This window comes from Candidatus Desulforudis audaxviator MP104C (assembly GCF_000018425.1).
GTDB classification, from domain to species: domain Bacteria; phylum Bacillota; class Desulfotomaculia; order Desulfotomaculales; family Desulforudaceae; genus Desulforudis; species Desulforudis audaxviator.
The window spans coordinates 131,149-153,777 of record NC_010424.1 but is presented as its reverse complement, the minus strand read 5'-3'; the positions used below and the strand labels follow the sequence as shown (position 1 = coordinate 153,777).

The following is a 22,629-nucleotide window of genomic DNA, read 5'->3' as shown; positions in this document are numbered from 1 at the left end:
GAAAGCCGTGTTCGCACCCGGGGAATAATAAGCGCCGGAATCCGGAAATCCGATCAAGGTAATGAAGCGGTCACGAAGAATAGTATTCATACCGAACCAACCTACACGCCTGCACACGGGGGAGACACGATCATGGAAGCGCGCGTGGAGGCCCTGATAGCCGAACTGGTCAACCGGTTCAGGAGAATAACCGCCTATCGCACCCCGCTGGTCGGCTTTGCCCGGGCCGACAATCCAGGTTTTGGGCGGCTGAAAGAAGCGGTGGGCCCCGGGCACCTCGGGCCGCGGGATCTTCTCCCCGGGGCCGAAAGCGTGATTGCCTTTTTCCTGCCGTTCTCCGACAAATTGGTGCGCGTGCACCGCCGTAACCCTTACGTGAGCCGGGAATGGGCCCAAGCCTATATCGAGACGAACGGGTTGATCAGTTTGGTTTCCCAAACGCTGGTTGACGAGCTGAAGAAGGCGGGAATCAGAGCGGCCTGGCAAAGACCCACCCACAACTTCGATCCGGCCACCCTGGTTTCTTTCTGGTCCCACAAGCACATCGCCTACCTGTGTGGCTTGGGCACCTTCGGACTCCACCACATGCTGATCACGAGGGCCGGGTGTGCGGGGCGCCTGGGCAGCCTGGTCACCGACGCCCCTCTTGCCGCCACTCCGCTGGTAACGGAAGATTACTGCCTCCACCGCCGCGGCGGCAAATGCGCCGCCTGCGTGCGGCTCTGCCCCACCGGGGCGCTTTCCCCGGACGGACTGGACCGGCAGCGATGCTACCGCCGCCTGCTCGAGGTGAATGATCACTACCATGACCTGGGGCTTTGCGACGTCTGCGGCAAGTGCGCTGTCGGCCCGTGCGCCCTGAGTGTGCCAAAGGCGGAGACTGCTTGACTGTAACACTACCTTATTTTCTTGCCTTTTCTTCAAGCGCCACCCCACTGGGCGGTCTGAAGAACTATTCAGGCCGGCCCGGCACGCCTGGACGATTCTCTAGTCCTTGATACCGAAGGAGTTCCAGAAAATCCGAAAGTCGCTTTCGGCCGCCTCCAACGCCCTTTCCCTTTCCTCCAGCTCCCCGGCAGCAATCTCCCCGGCTTCGTATCGCCTTAGCGCCAGTTCAAACTCCAGCTTTTTGATCTGGTAGTCCTGTTTCCTGAGTGTCCCTTCCACGGCGCCGACCCAGTTTGAAAAGGCCATTGCCGTCTCACCGGTGGCCGAATTCCCGAAAGCGGCGATCTGCTCCAACCGCGCGAGCGCGTTTTCCGGAGAGAAACGCTCGTGGAAGGTGTAGGCCACCGGTTCGTCGGGGTGGACCGGTTCCAGCAAATCTTCCAGAGAAAGCGCGACATCGCTTTTTGGACCGGGACGGTCGTCCACTGACACCGCCGGCGCCGGTTCACCGCCCGGTGGGGCGGCGCCGGACTCCTTTCCTTTGTCCCGTGAACACCCGGCCGCGCTCAGGGTGAAGAGCAGCAGAAGCGCCACCACCAGCGCCCGCCTCCAGTTTTTCTTAGCTAGTTTTATCATCCAATTTCCTCCTTACACTTGAGTGTTCCGGCCTCCCCGGTATCTCGGCCCCCCTATATTTGCAAAACGTGCAAGGTTATACGCCGGCTTTCCTGATGTACCGTTCCAGGAGGTCTTTGAGCACCGCCTCGTCCAGGCGCCCCTGGAAAGAGGGGGTCTCCAGGCAGCGGCGCGGGAACCGCAGCTTGCGGAAGTCAAAGCCCATTTCCTGCTTGACTTCGTTCTTAAGCTTGAAGACCCGATCACCGAGGGCTGAAAGGAAATCCCCCCCGGCCTCGATCCCCAGGCTTTCCAACGCCGCCCGCACCGTATCCCGGTCCCACACCCCGCGACCGAACAGACAGATGCAAAGGCTGTTTAACACCTGGCGCCACTTCTCCTCGGCGATCAGGCGTTCCACCAAGACGTCGGGGTCGAAATCGGGACCGAGGTCCTGGTCCACCGCGTACCCGGCGTTGCACAGGTGCGAGTGCCGCGCACCCACGGCTTGGCCCAGCAGGAACCCGTACCCGGTGTGGTAGCCGGCCATCTCGTGCCCGCCCAAGGTCAGCGCGAAGTCGCGGCCCCCGTAAGTGCGCGCCGCGGCTTCCAGCCCGCGGGCCAAAGTCCGGTACAGGTCGTTCGGCTGGCGAACCACCCGGTCCAGGGCAGCCAGGTAACCGTCCGGCTTTCCGAAGGCCAGCCGCACCCCCAGTTCCTCCGCGCTGATCAGTCCTTCTTGGAGAGCTTCGGTGGCCCAGGCCAGCAGCACCCCGCTGGTGATGGCGTCCAGGCCTAAAAGCTCTACCTTCTCGATCAGGGCGTACACACCGTCGGTATCGCCGATGCCCAGCAGCGACCCCAGGGCGTAGATCAATTCGTGGTCGTAGGCCAGCGCGATGCTCTCGTATTCGTAACCGGTGCCGAACTGCCGCCGGTACAGCCCGATGTGGATGCAGCCCACCGGGCAGCCGGGACAGGCCAGCTTGCGGAGCAAAGTTTGCTCAGCGAACGCCTCGCCACTGATCCGCGCGGCGTGCTCGAACCGGTTCTGCCGCAGGTTCCTGGTGGGCAGGGCGCCCAGCCCGTCGAGCACCATGACGTTTCCCGCCGTGCCCAGCCCGTGGTACTTCTCCAACAGGTCGGTCTCCACCGCCCGCCGGAACACCTCGTCGTACACCGCCCGGTAGGCTTTGCGGTCCGGGATCGGAAAACTCTTGTCTCCGTAAACCACCAGCGCCTTGAGTTTCTTGGCGCCGAACACGGCACCCAGGCCCAGGCGTCCGAAATGGCGGAAGGTGTCCACGTTCACCCCGGCGAAGGCTACGCCCCGCTCCCCGGCCGGCCCGATTCGGACCGTGCTGCGGTGCCCCCGCCCCGCCTCCCACTCCCGCAGAATGCGCCCGGTCTCCTCGGTGGAAAGGCCCCAGAGGCCCCGCGCGTCCCGGAAGGACACCCGGCCCGGCGTAACCGAGGCGTAGACCGGGTGCGCGGCCCGCCCGGTGACGACCAGGGCGTCGTAGCCCGCGAACCGGAGCGCCAAGGCCAGCCGCATCCCGGCGTAGCTCTCGCCCCACTCCCCCGTCAACGGCGAGTGAAACACGGCCGCCGTCTTGGTCGCCAGGGGAAACACGGTGGAAAGCGGCCCGATGGCCAGCACCACGGGCTGGGCCGGGTCCAAGGGCTTGAGCCCCGGCCGCCATAATTCGGCAAAAAGCTTGCTCGCCAGGCCGATCCCCCCCAGGTAGCCCGCCAGGTCGGCGCGCGTCTCCGTCTTCCAGGTCAGACGGTCCAGATCGAGGTGCAGGATAGTCAAGACCCGTTCTCCCGGCACGGTCACTCACCCCCCTCGCTCACCGCGGCCATCTCCAGGACCTCGTGCGGGCAGTATTTCGCGCAGGCGCCGCACTGCACGCAGACAATGGGCCGGCTATCTTCGGGGTCCATCCGAATGACGCGGGCGATGCAAGCCGCCACGCAAGCCCCACAGCCGTCGCACTGCGACCGGGCAAAGCGGACGCCCCCTCCCGGGCGCGGCCGCAGGGCCTCCGGCGGGCAGGCGGCGGCACAGGCCGGCTCCGCGCAGCCCAGGCACACGTCGGCGGCCAGCTTGCTCTGCAGCCCGCCGCGCGTCCGGATCTGAATCGCGCTGGCGGCCAGGGAGAACCGGCCGGAAACCGTGCGCGTACAGGCCAGCATGCACGAATAGCAGGCGATACAGCGGTTGATGTGTTTCACGGTCAATACCCGGGCCACGGAACATGACCTCCCCTCAGAACTGTCAACAACCATTTCGCCGTTCTGGACCCTGTCCCTCCCCAAAATGCCCCGAAAAAAACAAAAGCCCTTTCCTCGATAACCGTGGGGCCTGGATACTCAGGTAAATCCGTTCTTGGCAATAAGCTCTTATACGCCCATCTCCCGGGCCAGCAACGCCGCGCCGAGGGCACCGGCAAACTGGCACAGGTCGGGCACAACCACCCCGACACCAAGCGGACGCCCTCCGGGAGGCGCTCCTGTCCACCGTGAAACCGGCCCTGCGCGGGGTGAACGAAACGGCCTTCGACCTGGGGTACAACAGCTTGACGGCCAGAGCCGGCGTCTGACGGATAGAAGTGGCTATTTCTTTGAGCCAGCGGGTGAAACAGCCGCTGGCTCTTGCTTTGCGCATTCGCATGCGAGCCGCCGACGTGTAGGTTGGGTGCCCTGGCTGCAACCATGTTTGAAAAACAATTACCGTACTGCTACAATTAGGACATCGATCTGACCGCTTCCGGTCTATCAAGCTCGAACGCCGGTGAAGTACGGTACAATACCAATCAAAAAAGTTCAGCAAGCGGTTCGCCGGCAAACGCCGGCAAAGGAGCGGTAGAGCCATGGTTAACAGGGCAATGGACTGGTTGACCCAAGGGGGATACGACCTGCAACACGCCCGCAACTCCCTGTCCATGGGCGATTACGAATGGGCCAGTTTCGCGGCCCACCAGGCGGCCGAAAAGGCGGTGAAAGCGCTGGTGCAGCACCGGGGCGGTGAAGGCTGGGGACACTCGGTCACGCGCCTGCTCCTGGACCTTGCAGCGCTACTGAGCATATCCGACGCGGTACTGCTGGCTGCCAAGCGCCTGGATAAACACTATATTCCCGCGCGCTATCCAAATGGTTTTGACCGCGGAACACCCCGGGACTACTATACCGAGGGCGAGGCAAGGCAGGCGATCAGCGATGCCGAAACCGTTTATCACTTTTGCCGCGACGCGATTTGTTAACCGGGAAGTCGTATTGGCATCCCTAACAGAATGCGCACGGCGGTTGGCGGAAGAGATTTCGGATGTGCAAGTGCTTCTTTTCGGTTCTTACGCCACCGGCACACCCACTCCGCGCAGCGACGCCGACATCGCCGTGGTGGTGCCCGACGACGTTTTGGTGCCGTTTGCCCGTGTGAAAGACCTGGCCCAAACCGTGTTTCTGGAAGCGCCCGTACCCGTGGAGGTTTTTGTGCTTACCCGTACCGCCCTGGCCGAAGGAAAGGAAACCGGCGCATTCCTGGCCGGAACCATATCCCGCACCGGCATTCCGTTGGTGTGACTGGTAAAGAGGCACTGGAATACGTTTTCCGTAACGTCTGCCACCCGTTTATCAGCAGTCCAAAGAATGAACCGGCTGAGGTTGACGAGATGAGGCAAATACCGTTCCCTCTCCGCTGTCGACCAGCCAATGAAGCGGTCACGCACAGCCGACGTGAGAGAACCAGACCGCCAACCCGCCGCAGTAAGGGGGGCGTTCTCCGTGAAAGGTGAGTTGTTTGAGGCGTATACCGAGCATGTTCCGACAGTCCACCCAACAGGTTGGCCACAATCACCCGGTTCAGCCCCTTTGTGGTTACATACGCCAAAGACGTTTTCTACGGCGCGCCGCGGTTTCCTGCCGCGCCACCCGCGGTTTGGGACGCTGGTAGGCTGCTGTCGGCACCGACAGACCGCGCCGCGTTCTTGACGGCTGCTGGTGCCGTGATAATTCTTGTCATCATCAGCGCAGCGCGAAAAAAACACTGTCAATGGTCGCCGCACGCAAGAGGCTGAGATAGGATTACCCCAGTACCACCGGCGCTCAATGGTCGTCAGTCGTCGGTGGTCGGTCGTCAGTTCGGTGGCCGGGAGGGAATGTCCGCAGGTACATATACCGGCAAAATGGAGAAGACCCCGGCTTTTTACCGGGGTCTTCTCTCATTTTAGCTCCGGCGGCGTCCTACTCTCCCGGGGGCAGGCCCCAGTACCATCGGCGCTGGAGGGCTTAACTTCCGTGTTCGGGATGGGAACGGGTGTGGCCCCTCCGCCATTGCCACCGGAAATCTCAAAATTCCCTCAAAACTGCACAGCGCAAGTTTTCCAAGATCAAGCCCTCGACCGATTAGTACCGGTCCGCTGAACTGGTTGCCCAGCTTACACGCCCGGCCTATCTACCTGGTATTCTACCAGGGGTCTTACCCGGTTTACCCGGTGGGAAACCTCATCTAGAGGGGGGCTTCGCGCTTAGATGCTTTCAGCGCTTATCCCGTCCGCACATGGCTACCCAGCGGTGCCTCTGGCGAGACAACTGGTACACCAGCGGTGCGTCCATCCCGGTCCTCTCGTACTAGGGACAGCTCCTCTCAAGTTTCCTGCGCCCACAGCGGATAGGGACCGAACTGTCTCACGACGTTCTGAACCCAGCTCACGTACCGCTTTAATGGGCGAACAGCCCAACCCTTGGAACCTGCTACAGCTCCAGGATGCGATGAGCCGACATCGAGGTGCCAAACCTCCCCGTCGATGTGGACTCTTGGGGGAGATAAGCCTGTTATCCCCGGGGTAGCTTTTATCCGTTGAGCGACGGCCCTTCCACTCGGAACCGCCGGATCACTAAGCCCTGCTTTCGCACCAGCTCGACTTGTAGGTCTCGCTGTCAAGCACCCTTTTGCCTTTACACTCTAAAGCGCGATTTCCATCCGCGCCGAGGGTACCTTTGGGCGCCTCCGTTACGCTTTGGGAGGCGACCGCCCCAGTCAAACTGCCCGCCTGACACTGTCCCCAAACCCGTTCCAGGGCCCAAGGTTAGAACTTCAATACCTTAAGGGTGGTATCCCACCGCCGGCTCCAGCAAGGCTGGCGCCCTGCCTTCCAAGCCTCCCACCTATCCTGTACATAAAATACCAAAGTCCAATGTCAGGTTACAGTAAAGCTCCACGGGGTCTTTCTGTCCTGCTGTGGGTAACCGGCATCTTTACCGGTACTACAATTTCACCGAGCCCCTCGTTGAGACAGTGCCCCAGTCGTTACGCCTTTCGTGCGGGTCGGAACTTACCCGACAAGGAATTTCGCTACCTTAGGACCGTTATAGTTACGGCCGCCGTTTACCGGGGCTTCGGTTCAGTGCTTCAGGTTACCCCTAACACCTCCCCTTAACCTTCCGGCACTGGGCAGGCGTCAGCCCCTATACTTCATCTTACGATTTGGCAGGGACCTGTGTTTTTGGTAAACAGTCGCCAGGGCCTGGTCTCTGCGACCCCCTCACGCTACTGTAGTAAATACTTTCACGCTAACGGGGTACCCCTTCTCCCGAAGTTACGGGGTTAATTTGCCGAGTTCCTTAACGAGGGTTCTCTCGCGCGCCTTAGGTTTCTCACCCCGCCTACCTGTGTCGGTTTGCGGTACGGGCACCTGGTGTCCTCGTTAGAAGCTTTTCTTGGCGGCATAGGGTCGGCTGCTTCGGTACTGGGATTTCCCTCCCCATCACCTCTCAGGCTAACGCGGGACGGATTTGCCTGTCCCACACCCTACCGGCTTGGACGCGCTCTACCAATCACGCGCTCAGCCTACCTTTCCGCGTCGCTCCATCCTCAAACGGCCACCCGGTGGCAGCGGAATCTCAACCGCTTGTCCATCGCCTACGCCCTTCGGCCTCGGCTTAGGTCCCGGCTTACCCTGGGCGGACGAGCCTTCCCCAGGAAACCTTAGGCTTTCGGCGGGCAGGATTCTCACCTGCCTTCTCGCTTACTTATGCCGGCATTCTCACTTCCCAGCCGTCCACCACTCCTTACGGTATGGCTTCAACCAACTGGGAACGCTCCCCTACCATTTTAGAGGTCGGAAGCCGGAGGTCGGATGTCAGACTTTGACCAACGCTTGATCAAAGTGTAAAGTTGCTTTCCGAGTACCTCGTATCTTTGAGGTGTACATTCGAGCCAAGGGCGTTACGTAGAAAGTGTTTAAACTCTGCTTCGGATTCTTTGCGGCCGTAACCTTCAGCGATGTTTGCCGGGATCGATATCGCTGCCTTACGCAACTGATATCCCAACTCTCGCCGCTCATATTCCGGCATCTACCGGGTTATGGAGTATACCCGCAATACCAACCGGTACGCCTCCTGGTATACTTTCAGGTCACGGAAACTCCGAATCATCGCCTGGCTCCTTTCCGACTTCTGACCTCTGGTCTCCAACCTCTAAAATCCGTAGCTTCGGTATCAGGCTTAGCCCCGTTGAATTTTCGGCGCAAGGCCGCTAGACCAGTGAGCTATTACGCACTCTTTAAATGGTGGCTGCTTCTAAGCCAACATCCTGGCTGTTTCAGCAGCTTCACATCCTTCTCCACTCAGCCTGATTTGGGGACCTTAGCTGACGGTCTGGGCTGTTTCCCTCTCGACTACGAAGCTTATCCCCCGCAGTCTGACTCCCAGGCAACAAGTACGCGGTATTCGGAGTTTGAATGGGTTCGGTAACCGGTGAAGGCCCCTAGCCCAATCAGTGCTCTACCACCACTACTCTCTTACCTGAGGCTAGCCCTAGAGCTATTTCGGGGAGAACCAGCTATCTCCGGGTTCGATTGGCATTTCACCGCTACCCACACCTCATCCGCCGCCTTTTCAACGACGGTCGGTTCGGGCCTCCACGCAACCTTACTCGCGCTTCACCCTGGACATGGGTAGATCACCCGGTTTCGGGTCTACTACCGCAGACTAATCCGCCCGGTTAGGACTCGCTTTCGCTACGGCTCCGGGATTTCTCTCCCTTAACCTCGCCTGCAACAGTAACTCGCCGGCCCGTTCTACAAAAAGTACGCCGTCACACTTCGGTCGTCGGTCTGACGACCGACGACCAAATAGTGCTCCGACTGCTTGTAGGCATACGGTTTCAGGTTCTGTTTCACTCCCCTCCCGGGGTGCTTTTCACCTTTCCCTCACGGTACTAGTGCACTATCGGTCGCTGAGAGTATTTAGCCTTAGGAGGTGGTCCTCCCGGATTCCCGCGGGGTTCCACGTGTCCCGCGGTACTTGGGATGACGGTCAGCGGCTAAACGCACCTTTTCGATTACGGGGCTTTTACCCTCTACGGCGGGACTTTCCAGTCCGCTTCACCTAAGGCCGCTCATCCACCGGGGACGCCGCCGCCTCCCCATAACCGTCTCCCTCTACCCCGCATACGCAACGCCGGCAGACTTTAACACGTACACGGTTTGGGCTCGCCCCTTTTCGCTCGCCGCTACTGGGGGGTTCGCACTTGCTTTCTCTTCCTCGGGCTACTAAGATGTTTCAGTTCACCCGGTGCCCCTCGCTGTGCCTATGTGTTCAGCACAGGATGTCGGGGGTTCTCCCCCGACGGGTTGCCCCATTCGGGTATCCCCGGATCAAAGCCTGCTTGCGGCTCCCCGAGGCTTATCGCAGCTTACCACGCCCTTCATCGGCTCTCAGCGCCAAGGCATCCACCGTACGCCCTTAATAACTTGATCTTGTAGTACCACGCTGTGCAGTTTTCAAAGAACAGCGAGAAACCCGAAAGCTATTGCGCTTCGGTCTCTCAAAACCGAACAGTGGTGACAGGTACTCCTTAGAAAGGAGGTGATCCAGCCGCACGTTCCCGTACGGCTACCTTGTTACGACTTCACCCCAATCACCGACCCCACCTTAGGCGGCTCCCTCCCATTCGGAAGTCGGAAGCCGGATATCGGATGTCAGATCCGGGCATTCCTTTAGGATCTTTCAGAATCCCTCTTCAAAAACTCCTCTCGACCCCAATGTCCTTCCCAGTCCAACCTCCAACTTCTGACCTCCAACCTCCGAACGGGTTGGGTCACCGACTTCGGGTGTTGCCGACTTTCGTGGTGTGACGGGCGGTGTGTACAAGGCCCGGGAACGCATTCACCGCAGTATGCTGACCTGCGATTACTAGCGATTCCGACTTCATGCAGGCGAGTTGCAGCCTGCAATCCGAACTTGGACCGGCTTTTTGGGATTTGCTCCAGCTCACGCCTTAGCTTCCCGCTGTACCGGCCATTGTAGCACGTGTGTAGCCCAGGGTATAAAGGGCATGATGATTTGACGTCATCCCCACCTTCCTCCGCCTTGTCGACGGCAGTCCCTCTAGAGTGCCCGGCTTAACCCGCTGGCAACTAGAAGTAAGGGTTGCGCTCGTTGCGGGACTTAACCCAACACCTCACGGCACGAGCTGACGACAACCATGCACCACCTGTACCGGCTCCCCGAAGGGTCCTTCGTGTTTCCACTCCGTACCACCGACATGTCAAACCCTGGTAAGGTTCTTCGCGTTGCATCGAATTAAACCACATGCTCCACCGCTTGTGCGGGCCCCCGTCAATTCCTTTGAGTTTCAGTCTTGCGACCGTACTCCCCAGGCGGGGCACTTATTGGGTTACCTACGGCACTGAAGGGTATGAACCCCCCAACACCTAGTGCCCATCGTTTACAGCTAGGACTACCAGGGTATCTAATCCTGTTTGCTCCCCTAGCTTTCGCGCCTCAGCGTCAGGACCAGGCCAGAAAGCCGCCTTCGCCACTGGTGTTCCTCCTGATATCTACGCATTTCACCGCTACACCAGGAATTCCGCTTCCCTCTCCTGTCCTCAAGCCCAATGGTTTCGCAGGCAGTTCCACGGTTGAGCCGCGGGATTTCACCTGCGACTTCTCAAGCCGCCTACGCGCCCTTTACGCCCAGTGATTCCGGACAACGCTCGCCCCCTACGTATTACCGCGGCTGCTGGCACGTAGTTAGCCGGGGCTTATTCCTGAGGTACCGTCAACCCAACCCGCTATTAACAGGCCGGACGTTCTTCCCCCAGAAAAGAGGTTTACAACCCGAAGGCCTTCGTCCCTCACGCGGCGTCGCTCCGTCAGGCTTGCGCCCATTGCGGAAGATTCCCCACTGCTGCCTCCCGTAGGAGTCTGGGCCGTGTCTCAGTCCCAGTGTGGCCGACCACCCTCTCAGGCCGGCTACCCATCGTCGCCTTGGTGGGCCGTTACCCCACCAACAAGCTAATGGGACGTGAACTCATCGACAAGCGCCAGCATATCCAGAGGCCGACTTTCCTCCACCAACGATGCCGCCGGTGGAGATTATCCGGTATTAGCACCAGTTTCCCGGTGTTGTCCCAGTCTTGCCGGTAGATTGTTCACGCATTACTCACCCGTCCGCCGCTCTTGAGAAGTGAGATGCTCACCTCTCAATCGCACGACTTGCATGTGTTAGGCACGCCGCCAGCGTTCGTCCTGAGCCAGGATCAAACTCTCCATAAATAGCTCAAAACCTTACCTGATTCACCACTGTTCAGTTTTCAAAGACCGCTTAGTTGGGAATGCGCCGCTTCCGCAGCGCACAAGTTATAGCATAACATCGGACAGCCTGTTAGTCAACCATTTTTTTGCTTCATTTATGAACCAGCATTTTTGCCTGCGCCGTCCTTGGTAATTATAAATCTAACATACAGGACCCGGGATGTCAAGACCGGCACCGGGCTTTGGCTCGACCAAAGTCAGTCCTCACGCGGTCTCAAAAGGGGAAACAGGATGACGTCCCTGATGGATGGCGAATCGGTCAAAAGCATTATCAGTCGGTCGATCCCGATGCCGAGTCCGCCAGCCGGGGGCATTCCGTACTCAAGGGCAGTGACGAAGTCCTCGTCGAAAACGTGAGCCTCCTCGTCGCCCCGCTTGCGTTTTTCCAGCTGGGCCTGGAACCGCTCACGCTGATCCACCGGGTCGTTCAGCTCGGAAAAAGCGTTGGCGATTTCGCGTCCGGCAATGAAAAGCTCGAAGCGGTAAACCAGGTGCGGCGCGTCTTCATGCCGCTTGGCCAACGGGGACAGTTCCAAAGGATAGTCATAGATGAAGGTAGGCTGCACCAGTTGCGGCTGCACCTTGTCCTCGAACACGGCGTTCAGAGCCTCGGCCCAGCTTGGCTCGGAGTCGAATTCAAGGCCGGCGTCCCGGGCCGCCACCGCGGCCTCTTCCGGCGACAGATTTTCAAAATCCAGGCCAGTTTTTTCCCGGACCACCTCTAGCATGGAATACCGTGGCCAGGGAATATTGAAGTCCAGCCGGTGTTCCCCGTAGGGAAAAATGTGATCCGTGAAGACCTGTTCGATGACACTGCTAATCAGCCGCTCCGTTAGATTCATCATGTCGTGGTAGTCCGCGTAAGCCTCGTAGATTTCGAGCATGGTGAACTCGGGGTTGTGCCGGGTGGAGATCCCTTCATTCCGGAAGTTCCGGTTGATCTCATACACCTTGTCGAACCCGCCCACCAGCAAACGCTTGAGATAGAGTTCGGGCGCGATTCGCAAGAATAAGGAGATGCCCAGGGCGTTGTGGTAGGTCTTGAACGGGCGGGCGACCGCCCCGCCGGCCAAGGTCTGCATCATCGGTGTTTCCACTTCAAGAAAACCGTTTTCGTCCAGGTAGCGACGAATGGCCGCGATTATTCGGCTCCTGGTAACAAACACTTCTCGGCTCTGGGGATTAATGATCAAATCAAGGTAGCGCTGCCGGTAGCGGAGTTCGACGTCCTTCAGGCCGTGCCACTTCTCGGGCAGGGGCCGGAGAGACTTGGCCAGCAGGACGAAGTCGGAAACCGCCACGGTGACCTCGCCGGTGCGCGTTTTGAAAACCGTGCCCCGAATGCCGATAAAATCCCCGATATCCAGGGTCTTAAAAAGCTCGTACTTCTCGGGACCGAGGTCGTTCAGCCGGAAGTAGGCCTGCACCTTACCGGAACCGTCCTGGAGATCCCCGAAGGCGGCTTTGCCGTGACCCCGCTTGGCCATCAGGCGCCCCGCCAGACTGAGCTCCCGCCCCTCGAGCCGGGCGTAATCGTCCACGACCACCGCCGCCAGATGGGTGCGTTCATAGCGTCCCCCGTAAGGCGGCACTCCCTGTGCCTGCAGTTGGAGAAGCTTCTCGCGCCGCACCCGCAACAGTTCGTGTAACTCCTGGTCGTGGTCGCTCATTAACCATCCCCCTGAAAAAGTGCTTTAAAGCTCCGAACGCGTGATGTCGATGATCTGGTATTTCAATGTCCCGGCCGGCACCTGGATCTCAACGATGTTTCCCACCCGCTGCCCGAGCATGGCCCGGCCCACCGGCGACTCATCGGAGATCTTGTTCGACCGGGGATCGGACTCCATCGAGCCGACGATGGTGTACTGCAACTCCTCACCGCCGTTGAGGTCCTTCAGGCGTACCGTGGAACCGATGCCGACCTCTTCCGTGCCCACGTCCTCGGCGTCGATGACCTTGGCGTTGCGCAGGGCTTTCTCCAGCGTGATAATCCGGCCTTCGATAAAAGCCTGTTCGTTCTTGGCGTCCTCGTACTCCGAACTGTCGGTGATGTCGCCAAACTCAATGGCCTGTTTGATCCGTTCGGCCACTTCCCGGCGCTTCACCATCTTAAGGTACTCCAGCTCCCTCTCCAGTTTGCGCAAGCCCGCAACCGTCAGAATCATGTCTTTCTTTTCTACTGACACGTTCCTCGACTCCTTATCAAATACCTAGACTATCGAACGCTGATCTCGGAAAAGAACCCGACGTCGTTAACAACCATTTATATATCTCCCCGGAACCCTTTATTCAACCGGACAAAGTTTGAGGCACTGCAAGATACAGGCCAGCAGTGCCTTTCCGCCCCGTCAAAAGACTTTGATCAATTATAATGAGCGCCTTCACCCTTGTCAAGCCGTCTTCGGGCATTCTCCGCAATTCGGGCGATCTCCTCGGGGGAGACGGCCCGTTCAAAGCTCCGGAACCCGGCCATTTTGAAGCCGTGTTTCTCGGCCAGGGCGGCGATTTCCTCCACCTGCCGGACCGTCAGCTCCCGGCCCAGGGTGAAGCTTTCGAAACGCTTTTCCAGCGCCAGGATCATCGTTTCGGCCATGCAGGCGTAAGCCATCCGGGGCGGAAAGCCAAAATTCAAGTGAAAGTCCACCGGTCCCGGGACTTCAACTACGCCGCCCTCGATCACCAACACGTCGTCCCGCACCTCAACCACCCGCCGGGAGACATCCCGCGGGCGGGCGACATCGCAGACCACCGCGCCAGGCTTCAGGTGCTCGGGTTCAATGATGGTATCCACCGCGCTGGTGACGGTAACCACCACGTCGGCGCGCCGGAGCGCCCCCGCCAAGTCGGATGTGATGCGGGCCGCCAGGCCGCAATCCGCCAGGATCGAGTCGGCCACCAACTCCAGTTTCTGCTGATTGCGGCCGACCAGGGTCATGCGCTTCGCCTCCCGGGCCAGAATCCGCGCACAGACGGAACCGATGGCCCCCGCGGCCCCCACGACCGCCACCTCGGCTTCGGCCAGATTATGACCCATCAGGCGCGCCGCTTCCCGGGCGCCCTGAATGGCGGTGGCGATGGTGTAACTGTTCCCGGTGGTGACGGGGATGTCGAGGGCCTTAGCCACCGATATACCGGCGTCCCCCACCACTTTGGTGAAGGCTCCCAGCCCCAGAATCCTGGCCCCCAGTTTCTCGGCCCTTTTCCCGGTCTGGATGACCTTCTGAAGCACGTAGTCGGGATCAAGGCTCATTATTTGCCGCGTGGTCAGGGGGCAGGATATAAACCAGCCCGCGACCTCGTTGTGCTCCGAGCGAACCCCGGTAATCTCGGCCGTCTTCAACGGAGGCAGTAGCCGCAGGGCGGCCTCCACCCAGCTATCCGGTAACCGGCGGGCGAACTTGAACTTTCGCGACACGTCGCCCACGCTGAGGGGGTGGATTACGAAGGCAAACCGGTCCAAGTAGTCGAACCTCCTCACACCAATAACCCATTTTAGCAACCTCCCCAGCCCTTTGGCAAGAAGCAGGTTGCTGCGCATTGCTGCGGGGTGCACGCTTCCGGCGGCCGCGATTTTGGGAAGGGCAGGTTAGGAAAAACGCAGCAGTCCGGCTGCGTACATGGCGGTGAACAGGATTGAAATTCCTGCTTCAGCCCGGCTCACCCTTTTCCGGGTGAAGCAGATCACCATCAACAGCACGGTGAATCCGACCATTGTCGGTAGAGAAAAGTTTACCAGGGATGGCGATACGGCGAAGGGGAAAGCGCCGGCCGACACCCCGATGATGCACAGGATATTGAAAATGTTGCTCCCCACGATGTTACCGAGGGCCATGGACGGCAGCCTCTTGGCGGCCGCCATTACCGAAGCGACGAGTTCCGGCAGCGACGTGCCCAGGGCCACCACCGTGACCCCCACCACCGCTTCACTCACCCCGACCTGGTGGGCGAATTCCACCGCCCCGCGGACGAACAACTCGGCACCGGCACCCAGCATCACCAGACCGGCCACGACCAGAAACAGGGATTTCACCAAAGGACCGGCTCTTCCACCGGCACTCAATCGACCCCCTTCTTCAGCCCGGACCTCCGATTCACCTCTGTGTACCGCGGGTGCGGGGAGCTTTCCGGCGTCCGGCCGGACCGTTTTTAGGCAGTACCAGATGTACAGCCCGAACAGTAACAGGAGAACCAGCCCCTGAACCCGAGAAATTTGCAGTCCAAGGGCGAATACCCACAGCATTAAGGAAATGAGGAGCAGGAAGGGGATCAGCCGGGTGTTCAGGGTAGTGTCCACCCTGATGGGGACGAGGAGCCCGGCCAAGCCCAACACCAGCCCGATATTGACGATATTGCTCCCCACCACGTTGCCCAGGGCGATGTCTCCCCGGCCGTGGTAGGCGGCGAACACACTCGTGGCCAGTTCCGGCGCCGAAGTACCAAAAGCGACCACCGTCAGACCGATGACCAGGGGGGAGATCCCCAGGTAAAAAGCCAGGCGGCCGCCGCCGCGCACCAGCCACTCCGCCCCGCTTAGCAACAGGGCCAGCCCGGCCCCCAACAAAAAAACGATCGTCAGCATCTAGTGATATCTCCTCCTTCGTTCGGATGACGGCACCCGCCTGTCCAAATCGGGGACACCCGTGATAAGACTGCGTAGGGATGCGGCCGTGTCCGCGGCGTGAAGCCGTTCCCGCAGCCGGGCCGAACCGCGCAAACCCCGGGTGTACCAGGCGGCGTGCTTACGCATCTCCTGGACGGCCCTAGCCTCGCCTTTGTACCGGATCAACAAATCAAAGTGGCGCAGGGCCATGGCCACCCGCTCATCCATAGTCGGCGGCGGGGGTTCTTGACCGGTCTCCAGGCAGTCACGTACCTGCCTGAAAACCCAAGGGTTGCCCAGCGCCGCCCGGCCGATCATTACGGCGTCGCACCTGGTCTCGGCCAGCATCCGGGCCGCGTCCGGTCCGATTCTCACGTCCCCGTTACCAATAACCGGTATAGACACCGCCTGCTTCACCGCCCCGATTACGCTCCAGTCCGCCCTGCCGCCAAAAAACTCGGAACGCAGGCGCCCGTGCACCGTGACCGCGGCCGCACCGGCCTGCGCCACCGCCCGCGCCAATTCCACGGCACTGGGGTAACCCTCGTCCCAGCCCTTGCGCATTTTTACGGTCACCGGCACTGGTACAGCAGCCGCCACCGCCGCCACGATTTCCCCGGCCCTTTCCGGGTCACGCATCAGCGCGGCGCCTTCACAGCTCTTGACTATCTTGGGCGTGGGGCAGCCCATGTTAAGGTCCACGATATCGGCCCCGGCTTCAGCCGCCAGCCGGGCGGCACGGACCATGGTGTTCGGGTCGGACCCGAAAACCTGAACGGCGATCGGGTGCTCCCCGGACACCTCCAGGAGTTCGGCGGTCCGGCGGTTCCCTTGGATCAGGGCTTGAGCCGAAATCATCTCGGTCCAGGTCAAACCGCAGCCCATCTCCCGGGCCAGGTCCCGGAAGGCACGGTCGGTGATCCCGGCCATGGGCGCTGCGACGACCCGGTTGGGGATGGTAATCTTGCCGATAACAAAAGACAAACCTAACTACACCTCAAAAAAGCTGAGAGTCGCCAAGGCCATTGATCCGGTTTGCAGGACCGAAGTGTAATACCCGTATAGTATCTGACTATAACATTGTTTTAGAGATTTTTTTGTACATGATTTGGATCAGGCCGGGGGCAGGTTGCGCTCGTACACCAGGCGCAGCCCCAAGAGCGTCAACAGCGGGTCAACGACCTCGACCGTCTCTGTTTCCTGCGCGATCAGTTCCGCCAGGCCGCCGGTGGCCACCACCCGGGGCGTGCCCTCCATCTCCGTGCGCATCCGCCGCACGATAGCGTCGACCAATCCGGCGTAGCCGTAAATGATCCCGGACTGGATGCTTTGCACGGTGTTCCGCCCGATGATCGTCGGCGGACGCACCAGTTCCACCCGGGGCAGCTTGGCCGCCCGCTCAAAGAGGGCCTCGCAGGAGATGCTGATCCCGGGGGCGATGATGCCCCCCAGGTATTCCCCGCGTGTGGAAATCGCGCAGAAGGTGGTAGCGGTGCCGAAGTCGACCAGGATCAGCGGCCGGCCGTAGCGTTCCTGCGCCGCGATGGCGTTAACAATCCGGTCGGCGCCTACCTCTCGCGGATTTTCGTACCGGATGGGCATCCCGGTCTTCACCCCGGGCCCGACCAGGAGCGGGGGAACACCGAAGTAGTGCCGGCAGGCTTGGTCAACGGTGGTGTTCAGGGGTGGCACAACCGACGAAACCACGGCGGCCTGGATGTCCGAAGCCTTTAAACCCCGGTCCAAAAGCAGCTGCTTGAGCAGGATGCCGAACTCGTCGGCGGTCCACTGCCGCTTGGTGCTCAAACGCCAGTGGGCCAGCAGGTTTTCCCCCGCGTAGACTCCCAGGACGATATTGGTGTTGCCCACGTCCACAACCAGAATCGTTTTCACGTTGTCCATCTATCCCCCTCCACCTGCAACTCCCCGGTGACCACTCTCCGGACTCCCCCGGCGGTGGCCAGCAAGAGAGCCCCGTCCGCGTCCACATCCACCGCGCGGCCTACCAGTTCGCCTTCGGGGGTCAAAACCCGCAACAGGCGGTCCAGGCAGGCGTTGTGCCTTTTCCAGGCCGCCAGTACGGGAGTGAATCCCTGCTTCAACCAGACCAGGTACCAGTGCTCCAGAGCGGCCAGCAGCTGCCGTAGAAGCTCGGACCGGGAAACGTCTCCCCCGGTGATCTCCCGGACGGAGGTGACTCCGGTCCGGAGTTCGGGCGGGAAGTCCTGAAGATCGAGGTTGACGTTCAACCCTATGCCCACCACCAGGTGGTTGATCTGGTCCAGTTCGCCGGTCACCTCGGTCAGAATCCCACCGAGCTTCCTGCCACGCCAGACAAAGTCGTTCGGCCATTTCAGCCCGACCTGGACGCCGGGGTAAGCGGCCAACGCCTCCACCCCGGCCACTGCCGCCACAAACACGGCCTCCGGGGCCCGCGCCGGCGGCAGGGGCGGGCGGAGTACCACCGAGAACCAAAGCCCGCCCCGGGGCGAATGCCAGCTCCGGCCCAGGCGGCCCCGGCCGCCCGACTGTTCCTCGGCCACGATCGTAGTTCCCTCGGGGGCCCCTCGCCGGGCCGACTCCTTGGCTTGATCGTTGGTGGAAGAAAGGGTGGGGTGGTACAGATAGTTCCGGCCGCAAAAGACCGTGACCAGACCGGGCTGAACCGCTTCCGGGCTCACCAGGTCAGGTACCGCCAGCAGGCGGTAGCCCAGGCGGGAACGGGCTTCGATCCGGTAACCCTCCGCCCGGAGGGCCCGGATGTGCTTCCAGACCGCCGTCCGTGAAATAGCCAGTTTCCGGGAAATCTCCGCCCCGGAAACGTAACTCGGGCTTGTCTTCAGGTACTCCAGCACGGAAGATTTCATTAAACCCACCCCTACTAAATTGTAACCGACAAAAGGTTCTACTTGACATTTTTGTTGATTTATATTAGGTTCTAAACAAATAGTGATTGGCTTGAAGCACTCCGCCCGGGGGGCGGGGTGATTTTTTGGAACAGGGAGAGCTCTCGATGGCATCAATAATCGAATTGTCGAATCACGCTTATAAATATTTTACCGGCCAACTGGCCCAAATGGAGGCACAAAAGCTTGCTCTTTTCGAGGATTTTTTCACGGCATACGCCCCCGGAGTACCCATCGACGACCGTACAGAAGTCCGCCTGTTCCTGGATGACTACCTGAACCGAGTTCGTGAACTGCTTGCCCGGGCCCGGGTGGTTGAGGGCCAGTGCCCGCCGCTGCCGCTGACGCTGATCGGTTGCGACATCCGGGTGGAGGACCTGGACCGGGGACACAGCGAGATGTTCCGGGTTGTCTCCCCCTACGAGATCAACCCCGCCGCCGGCCATGTTTCCTTTCTCTCCCCCGTGGGCAGAGGTCTTCTGCTCAAAGAGCCGGGACAGGTCTTGGCAGTTCAGGCCCCGGGCGGCACGTTCCGGTACCGGGTGGTCTCGGTAACCTATCCCGCGGGCTGAGCGCCCGGCGCATCAAGATCCAGACCGATGTCCAGGTACGGGACCGAATGCGTCAGGCGGCCGAGGGAGATGAGGTTCACTCCGGTGGCGGCTATTTCCCGGATGTTCTGTTCGTCCACGTTGCCGGATGCTTCCAGCACTGCCCGCCCGCCCACGAGACGCACGGCTTCTTTGATCAACGGCGGGGGCATGTTGTCGAGGAGAATGACGTCGGCCCCGGCGGCCAGCGCCTCCCGGACTCCGTCCAGATCCTCAACCTCCACTTCGATCTTCAGCAAGTGGTGAACGGCGGCGCGGGCGGCACGAACGGCCGCGGTGATCCCCCCGGCGACCGCGATGTGGTTGTCCTTGATCAGGACGCCGTCGTCAAGGGCAAAACGGTGGTTGTGCCCGCCGCCCACACGCACGGCGTATTTTTCCAGCATCCGGAGACCAGGTGTAGTCTTGCGGGTATCCACCAGGCGGACCGGATAGCCGGCAACCAGTTCCTTGAGCCGCCGGGTCCGGGTGGCGATTCCCGACAGGTGGCACAGGAAATTAAGCGCGACCCGCTCACCGGTCAAAATGGGGCGCGCCGCCCCGCTTACCTCAGCCAGCACCGTGCCCCTTTCCACTTGGTTTCCGTCTGTAACCCGGTTCTGAAATTGTATCCGGGGATCCAGCACGGCAAAAACCCGCCGCGCCACCTCCAGCCCGGCCACCACCCCGGCTTCCCGGCTGCGCAGGACGCCGGCGGCCGGGGTTCCGGCGGCAACGGTGGCGGCGGTGGTCCAGTCCCCCGCGCCGATGTCCTCGGTCAGGGCCGTCCTGATCAGCCGGTCCAGCTCGAATTCATTCATGTGTCCCAGCCCTCTTGAAAATGAGGTGTTTCCGCCAGCACTCCCTGGGTTCCGGGTAATCGGTGCGGTAGTGCCCACCCCGGGATTCGCGCCGGGCCGCGGCCGCCTCGGTTACCAGCGCCCCGACCTGGAACAGGTTGCGCGTTTCCATGGCCTCCGGGCTCTGCGCCGGGCATTGTTCAAGGTATTCATGACGCCGGAAGAATTCGAGTGTGCGCTCCAAACCGGCGGCTTCCCGGCTCAGGCCGACATATGTACTCATGTGCGCCTGCAGTTCTTCCCGCAAGGAGGGGTAGTCAACCGGCCGGTCGTTACGCAATCCGGAATAGGAAAAGTGTGGGTTGGGTTTGAGGGCGGCGGGCCGGGTCAGAATCCGTTCCACGATCCGGCCCCCGAAGACCAGCCCGTCCAGGAGGGAGTTGCTCGCCAGCCGGTTGGCCCCGTGCACGCCGGCGCAGGCCACCTCACCGCAGGCGTAAAGGTCTTCGATGGACGTTTCCCCGTGCAGGTTGGTCCGCACCCCGCCCATTATATAATGTGCCGCCGGGGCCACCGGAATCCAGTCCCGGCAAATATCCAACCCGAGCATGGCTAAAGTGTGCGCGATAGTTGGAAAGCGGCGCCTTAGGGTATCCTCCGGAAGGTGCGTGACGTCAAGAAAAACATGCTCCGCGCCCGTGGACTGCATTTCGGCCAATATGGCCCGCGACACCACGTCCCGGGGAGCCAGTTCCGCTCCCGGGTGACAACCGGGCATGAACCTCTCGCCCCGCACGTTCCGCAGTACACCTCCTTCACCGCGCACCGCTTCGGAAATCAAGAACGGCGGCCCTTCCGGAACCGCCAGCATCGTGGGGTGAAACTGGACAAACTCCAGATCGGTCACTTCGGCGCCGGCCCGGTAGGCGACGGCAATGCCGTCTCCGGTGGCTACCGGCGGGTTCGTAGTTTGGCGATACAATTGCCCGGCCCCGCCGCTACCCAGAATGACCGCCTGGCTGTAGAACACCGTCAGCCGCCCGTCCAACTCGTTACATACCAGGGCGCCGTAACAGCGGCCGTGGTGGACCAGAAGGTCAACCACAAAGTTGTGCTCCAGCACCGGGATTTTTTGCTCCGTGGCCTGGAAGCAAAGAGCCCGCTGGATTTCAGCCCCGGTCGCGTCGCCGCCGGCGTAGAGGATGCGGCGCTGGCGATGCGCCCCCTCACGGGCCAGGGCAAAACCCTCGTCCGTCCGCTGAAAACAGGTCCCCATCTCCACCAGGTCCTGCACCCGTTCCGGCCCTTCCGTGACCAGAACCCGCACGGCCTCGGGGTCACACAAACCCGCCCCGGCTTCCAGGGTATCCTCCAGGTGTAGAAAGGGGGAGTCGCCGGCCCCGATAGCGGCCGCGATTCCTCCCTGTGCCCGTTCAGTACTCGTGTTTTCAACCATCTTCTTGGTCAGCACGACCGGGCGTCTCCCCGACCGCGCCAGCAAATACGCCGTGTACAGACCGGCGATACCGCTCCCGATCACGAGATAGTCAACCGTTTCCACTGGGAGTACCCGGGTATCGAAATTCACCAGATACACGGCTAAGGCCTCCTGTTCATCCGGAGTCTCCATGCGGTGAATCAACGCCGGCCTTGTGACCGGTTGGTGCGGAGTATTCGCTGGTGATGGAGATGACTGATCACTGAAAACCGCTACAAGGCCAGCATCCGCTCCAGGGACTGAAGCGCCCGGTACCGGATGTGTTCCGGTACGGTGATCCGGGGTTCAAGTCTTTTCAACGCATCACGGACTTTGGTCAGGGTGATGAGCTTCATACTACCACATACCATTCCCCTGGACGGCAGATAAAACTTCTTGCCGGGGCAAAGCTTGCCCATCTGGTGGGTGATGCCCTCTTCGGTGCCGATAATAAACTCCCGGAAACTGGAGTCCCGCACGAACTGCACCATTCCGGAAGTGCTCGCCACTTTGTCGGCCAGGTCGATCACGTCGGGACGGCACTCGGGATGCACCACCACGAGGGCCTCCGGGTGTTTTCGCTTCGCCCGCAGTATATGCTCCGGAAGTATGTCGTCGTGCACACAGCAAAACCCGGGCCACAGCACCAGTTCCCGTCCGGTCTGCCGCGCAGCGTAAGCCCCCAGGTTCCGGTCGGGCACAAACAGAATCCGGCGGTCCGGGGAAATGGACTCGATTACCCGCACCACGTTGGCGGAGGTGCAGCAGATATCACTCTCCGCCTTGACGTCCGCCGTGGTGTTGACGTAGGAAACCACCACCGGGTCGCCGAGTTCCGCCTTTTTGCTGCGCAGCGACTCCACCTCGGCCATGTCAGCCATGGGGCACCCTGCACGCAGATCGGGTAAGACCACGGTTTTGTACGGGGATAGAATCGCCGCGGTTTCCGCCATGAAGTGCACGCCGCAGAAGACGATCACCTCAGCCTCGGTGGCAGCGGCCGTCCGGGACAGCTGGAGCGAGTCCCCCACAAAGTCGGCAATATCTTGAACTTCAGGGCGCTGGTAGTAATGGCTGAGAATTATCGCCTTGCGTCTCCGGCGCAATTCATTTATCTCGGCAACTAATTCATCGGATATGTCCACCGTGC

17 protein-coding genes and 3 rRNA genes are annotated in these 22,629 nt (G+C 60.8%); 4 read left to right on the top strand and 16 right to left on the bottom strand.

Going from position 1 to position 22,629, the window contains the following annotated elements; genetic code table 11:
- Positions 1 to 132 precede the first annotated feature (132 nt).
- Positions 133 to 888 carry an epoxyqueuosine reductase gene (locus DAUD_RS00740; RefSeq protein WP_012301299.1) on the top strand — a complete coding sequence of 252 codons (756 nt, stop codon included), beginning with the start codon at positions 133 to 135 and terminating at the stop codon, positions 886 to 888.
- 99 nt (positions 889 to 987) lie between these two features.
- Here the strand turns inward: DAUD_RS00740 and DAUD_RS11370 are convergent, their stop codons facing one another.
- The 3 genes from DAUD_RS11370 to DAUD_RS00725 all read right to left on the bottom strand — a co-directional run bounded on the left by DAUD_RS11370 (position 988) and on the right by DAUD_RS00725 (position 3,759).
- Complete coding sequence (locus DAUD_RS11370) at positions 988 to 1,524, bottom strand: hypothetical protein (protein ID WP_012301298.1); 537 nt, start codon at positions 1,522 to 1,524, stop codon at positions 988 to 990.
- 76 nt (positions 1,525 to 1,600) lie between these two features.
- Positions 1,601 to 3,343, bottom strand: coding sequence for an aldehyde ferredoxin oxidoreductase N-terminal domain-containing protein (locus tag DAUD_RS00730; protein ID WP_242647858.1), 1,743 nt, complete (start codon positions 3,341 to 3,343; stop codon positions 1,601 to 1,603).
- Positions 3,340 to 3,759, bottom strand: a complete 420-nt coding sequence (locus tag DAUD_RS00725; protein WP_041570701.1) for a 4Fe-4S dicluster domain-containing protein — start codon at positions 3,757 to 3,759, stop codon at positions 3,340 to 3,342. The genes DAUD_RS00730 and DAUD_RS00725 overlap by 4 nt, the downstream gene beginning before the upstream one ends.
- A gap of 620 nt (positions 3,760 to 4,379) precedes the next feature.
- On the opposite strand from DAUD_RS00725, the gene DAUD_RS00720 reads away from it, so the two are divergent.
- Both DAUD_RS00720 and DAUD_RS00715 read left to right on the top strand, forming a co-directional pair.
- Positions 4,380 to 4,769 carry a HEPN domain-containing protein gene (locus DAUD_RS00720; protein ID WP_012301295.1) on the top strand — a complete coding sequence of 130 codons (390 nt, stop codon included), beginning with the start codon at positions 4,380 to 4,382 and terminating at the stop codon, positions 4,767 to 4,769.
- Positions 4,770 to 4,782: 13 nt separating this feature from the next.
- Positions 4,783 to 5,088 (top strand): nucleotidyltransferase domain-containing protein, encoded by a 306-nt coding sequence (locus DAUD_RS00715; RefSeq protein ID WP_012301294.1) that lies wholly within the window; start codon positions 4,783 to 4,785, stop codon positions 5,086 to 5,088.
- A gap of 647 nt (positions 5,089 to 5,735) precedes the next feature.
- On the opposite strand, the gene rrf is transcribed toward DAUD_RS00715, so the two are convergent.
- The 10 genes from rrf to DAUD_RS00665 form a co-directional block, all read right to left on the bottom strand.
- Positions 5,736 to 5,849 (bottom strand): 5S ribosomal RNA (gene rrf, locus DAUD_RS00710).
- 41 nt (positions 5,850 to 5,890) lie between these two features.
- A 23S ribosomal RNA gene (locus DAUD_RS00705) occupies positions 5,891 to 9,266 on the bottom strand.
- A gap of 102 nt (positions 9,267 to 9,368) precedes the next feature.
- A 16S ribosomal RNA gene (locus DAUD_RS00700) occupies positions 9,369 to 11,067 on the bottom strand.
- Together the 16S, 23S and 5S rRNA genes form the textbook arrangement of a ribosomal RNA operon.
- A gap of 236 nt (positions 11,068 to 11,303) precedes the next feature.
- The gene (lysS, locus tag DAUD_RS00695; RefSeq protein WP_012301293.1) at positions 11,304 to 12,776 is read right to left on the bottom strand and encodes a lysine--tRNA ligase; all 1,473 of its coding nucleotides are present in this window, start codon (positions 12,774 to 12,776) and stop codon (positions 11,304 to 11,306) included.
- A 24-nt stretch (positions 12,777 to 12,800) separates the two neighbouring features.
- Positions 12,801 to 13,271 carry a transcription elongation factor GreA gene (gene greA / locus DAUD_RS00690; RefSeq protein ID WP_041571009.1) on the bottom strand — a complete coding sequence of 157 codons (471 nt, stop codon included), beginning with the start codon at positions 13,269 to 13,271 and terminating at the stop codon, positions 12,801 to 12,803.
- Positions 13,272 to 13,468: 197 nt separating this feature from the next.
- Positions 13,469 to 14,566, bottom strand: coding sequence for a shikimate dehydrogenase (locus tag DAUD_RS00685; RefSeq protein ID WP_041570700.1), 1,098 nt, complete (start codon positions 14,564 to 14,566; stop codon positions 13,469 to 13,471).
- A 126-nt stretch (positions 14,567 to 14,692) separates the two neighbouring features.
- Positions 14,693 to 15,685: a calcium/sodium antiporter gene (locus DAUD_RS00680; protein WP_012301290.1), complete on the bottom strand. Its 993-nt coding sequence runs from the start codon at positions 15,683 to 15,685 to the stop codon at positions 14,693 to 14,695.
- Positions 15,686 to 16,690 (bottom strand): tRNA dihydrouridine synthase DusB, encoded by a 1,005-nt coding sequence (dusB, locus tag DAUD_RS00675; protein ID WP_012301289.1) that lies wholly within the window; start codon positions 16,688 to 16,690, stop codon positions 15,686 to 15,688.
- A gap of 129 nt (positions 16,691 to 16,819) precedes the next feature.
- On the bottom strand, positions 16,820 to 17,608 hold the full coding sequence (locus DAUD_RS00670) for a type III pantothenate kinase (protein ID WP_012301288.1): 789 nt from the start codon (positions 17,606 to 17,608) through the stop codon (positions 16,820 to 16,822).
- Positions 17,596 to 18,573, bottom strand: a complete 978-nt coding sequence (locus tag DAUD_RS00665; RefSeq protein ID WP_012301287.1) for a biotin--[acetyl-CoA-carboxylase] ligase — start codon at positions 18,571 to 18,573, stop codon at positions 17,596 to 17,598. The genes DAUD_RS00670 and DAUD_RS00665 overlap by 13 nt, the downstream gene beginning before the upstream one ends.
- Before the next feature lie 146 nt (positions 18,574 to 18,719).
- Between DAUD_RS00665 and DAUD_RS11365 the strand changes: the two genes are divergently transcribed.
- Positions 18,720 to 19,184 carry a GreA/GreB family elongation factor gene (locus DAUD_RS11365; RefSeq protein WP_012301286.1) on the top strand — a complete coding sequence of 155 codons (465 nt, stop codon included), beginning with the start codon at positions 18,720 to 18,722 and terminating at the stop codon, positions 19,182 to 19,184.
- On the opposite strand, the gene nadC is transcribed toward DAUD_RS11365, so the two are convergent.
- The 3 genes from nadC to nadA form a co-directional block, all read right to left on the bottom strand.
- On the bottom strand, positions 19,169 to 20,023 hold the full coding sequence (nadC, locus tag DAUD_RS00655) for a carboxylating nicotinate-nucleotide diphosphorylase (RefSeq protein ID WP_012301285.1): 855 nt from the start codon (positions 20,021 to 20,023) through the stop codon (positions 19,169 to 19,171). The two genes, DAUD_RS11365 and nadC, sit on opposite strands and share 16 nt — an antisense overlap.
- The gene (gene nadB, locus DAUD_RS00650) at positions 20,016 to 21,599 is read right to left on the bottom strand and encodes an L-aspartate oxidase (protein WP_041570699.1); all 1,584 of its coding nucleotides are present in this window, start codon (positions 21,597 to 21,599) and stop codon (positions 20,016 to 20,018) included. Before nadB ends, nadC begins: the two co-directional genes overlap by 8 nt.
- 113 nt (positions 21,600 to 21,712) lie before the next feature.
- The gene (gene nadA, locus DAUD_RS00645; RefSeq protein WP_012301283.1) at positions 21,713 to 22,624 is read right to left on the bottom strand and encodes a quinolinate synthase NadA; all 912 of its coding nucleotides are present in this window, start codon (positions 22,622 to 22,624) and stop codon (positions 21,713 to 21,715) included.
- Positions 22,625 to 22,629 lie beyond the last annotated feature (5 nt).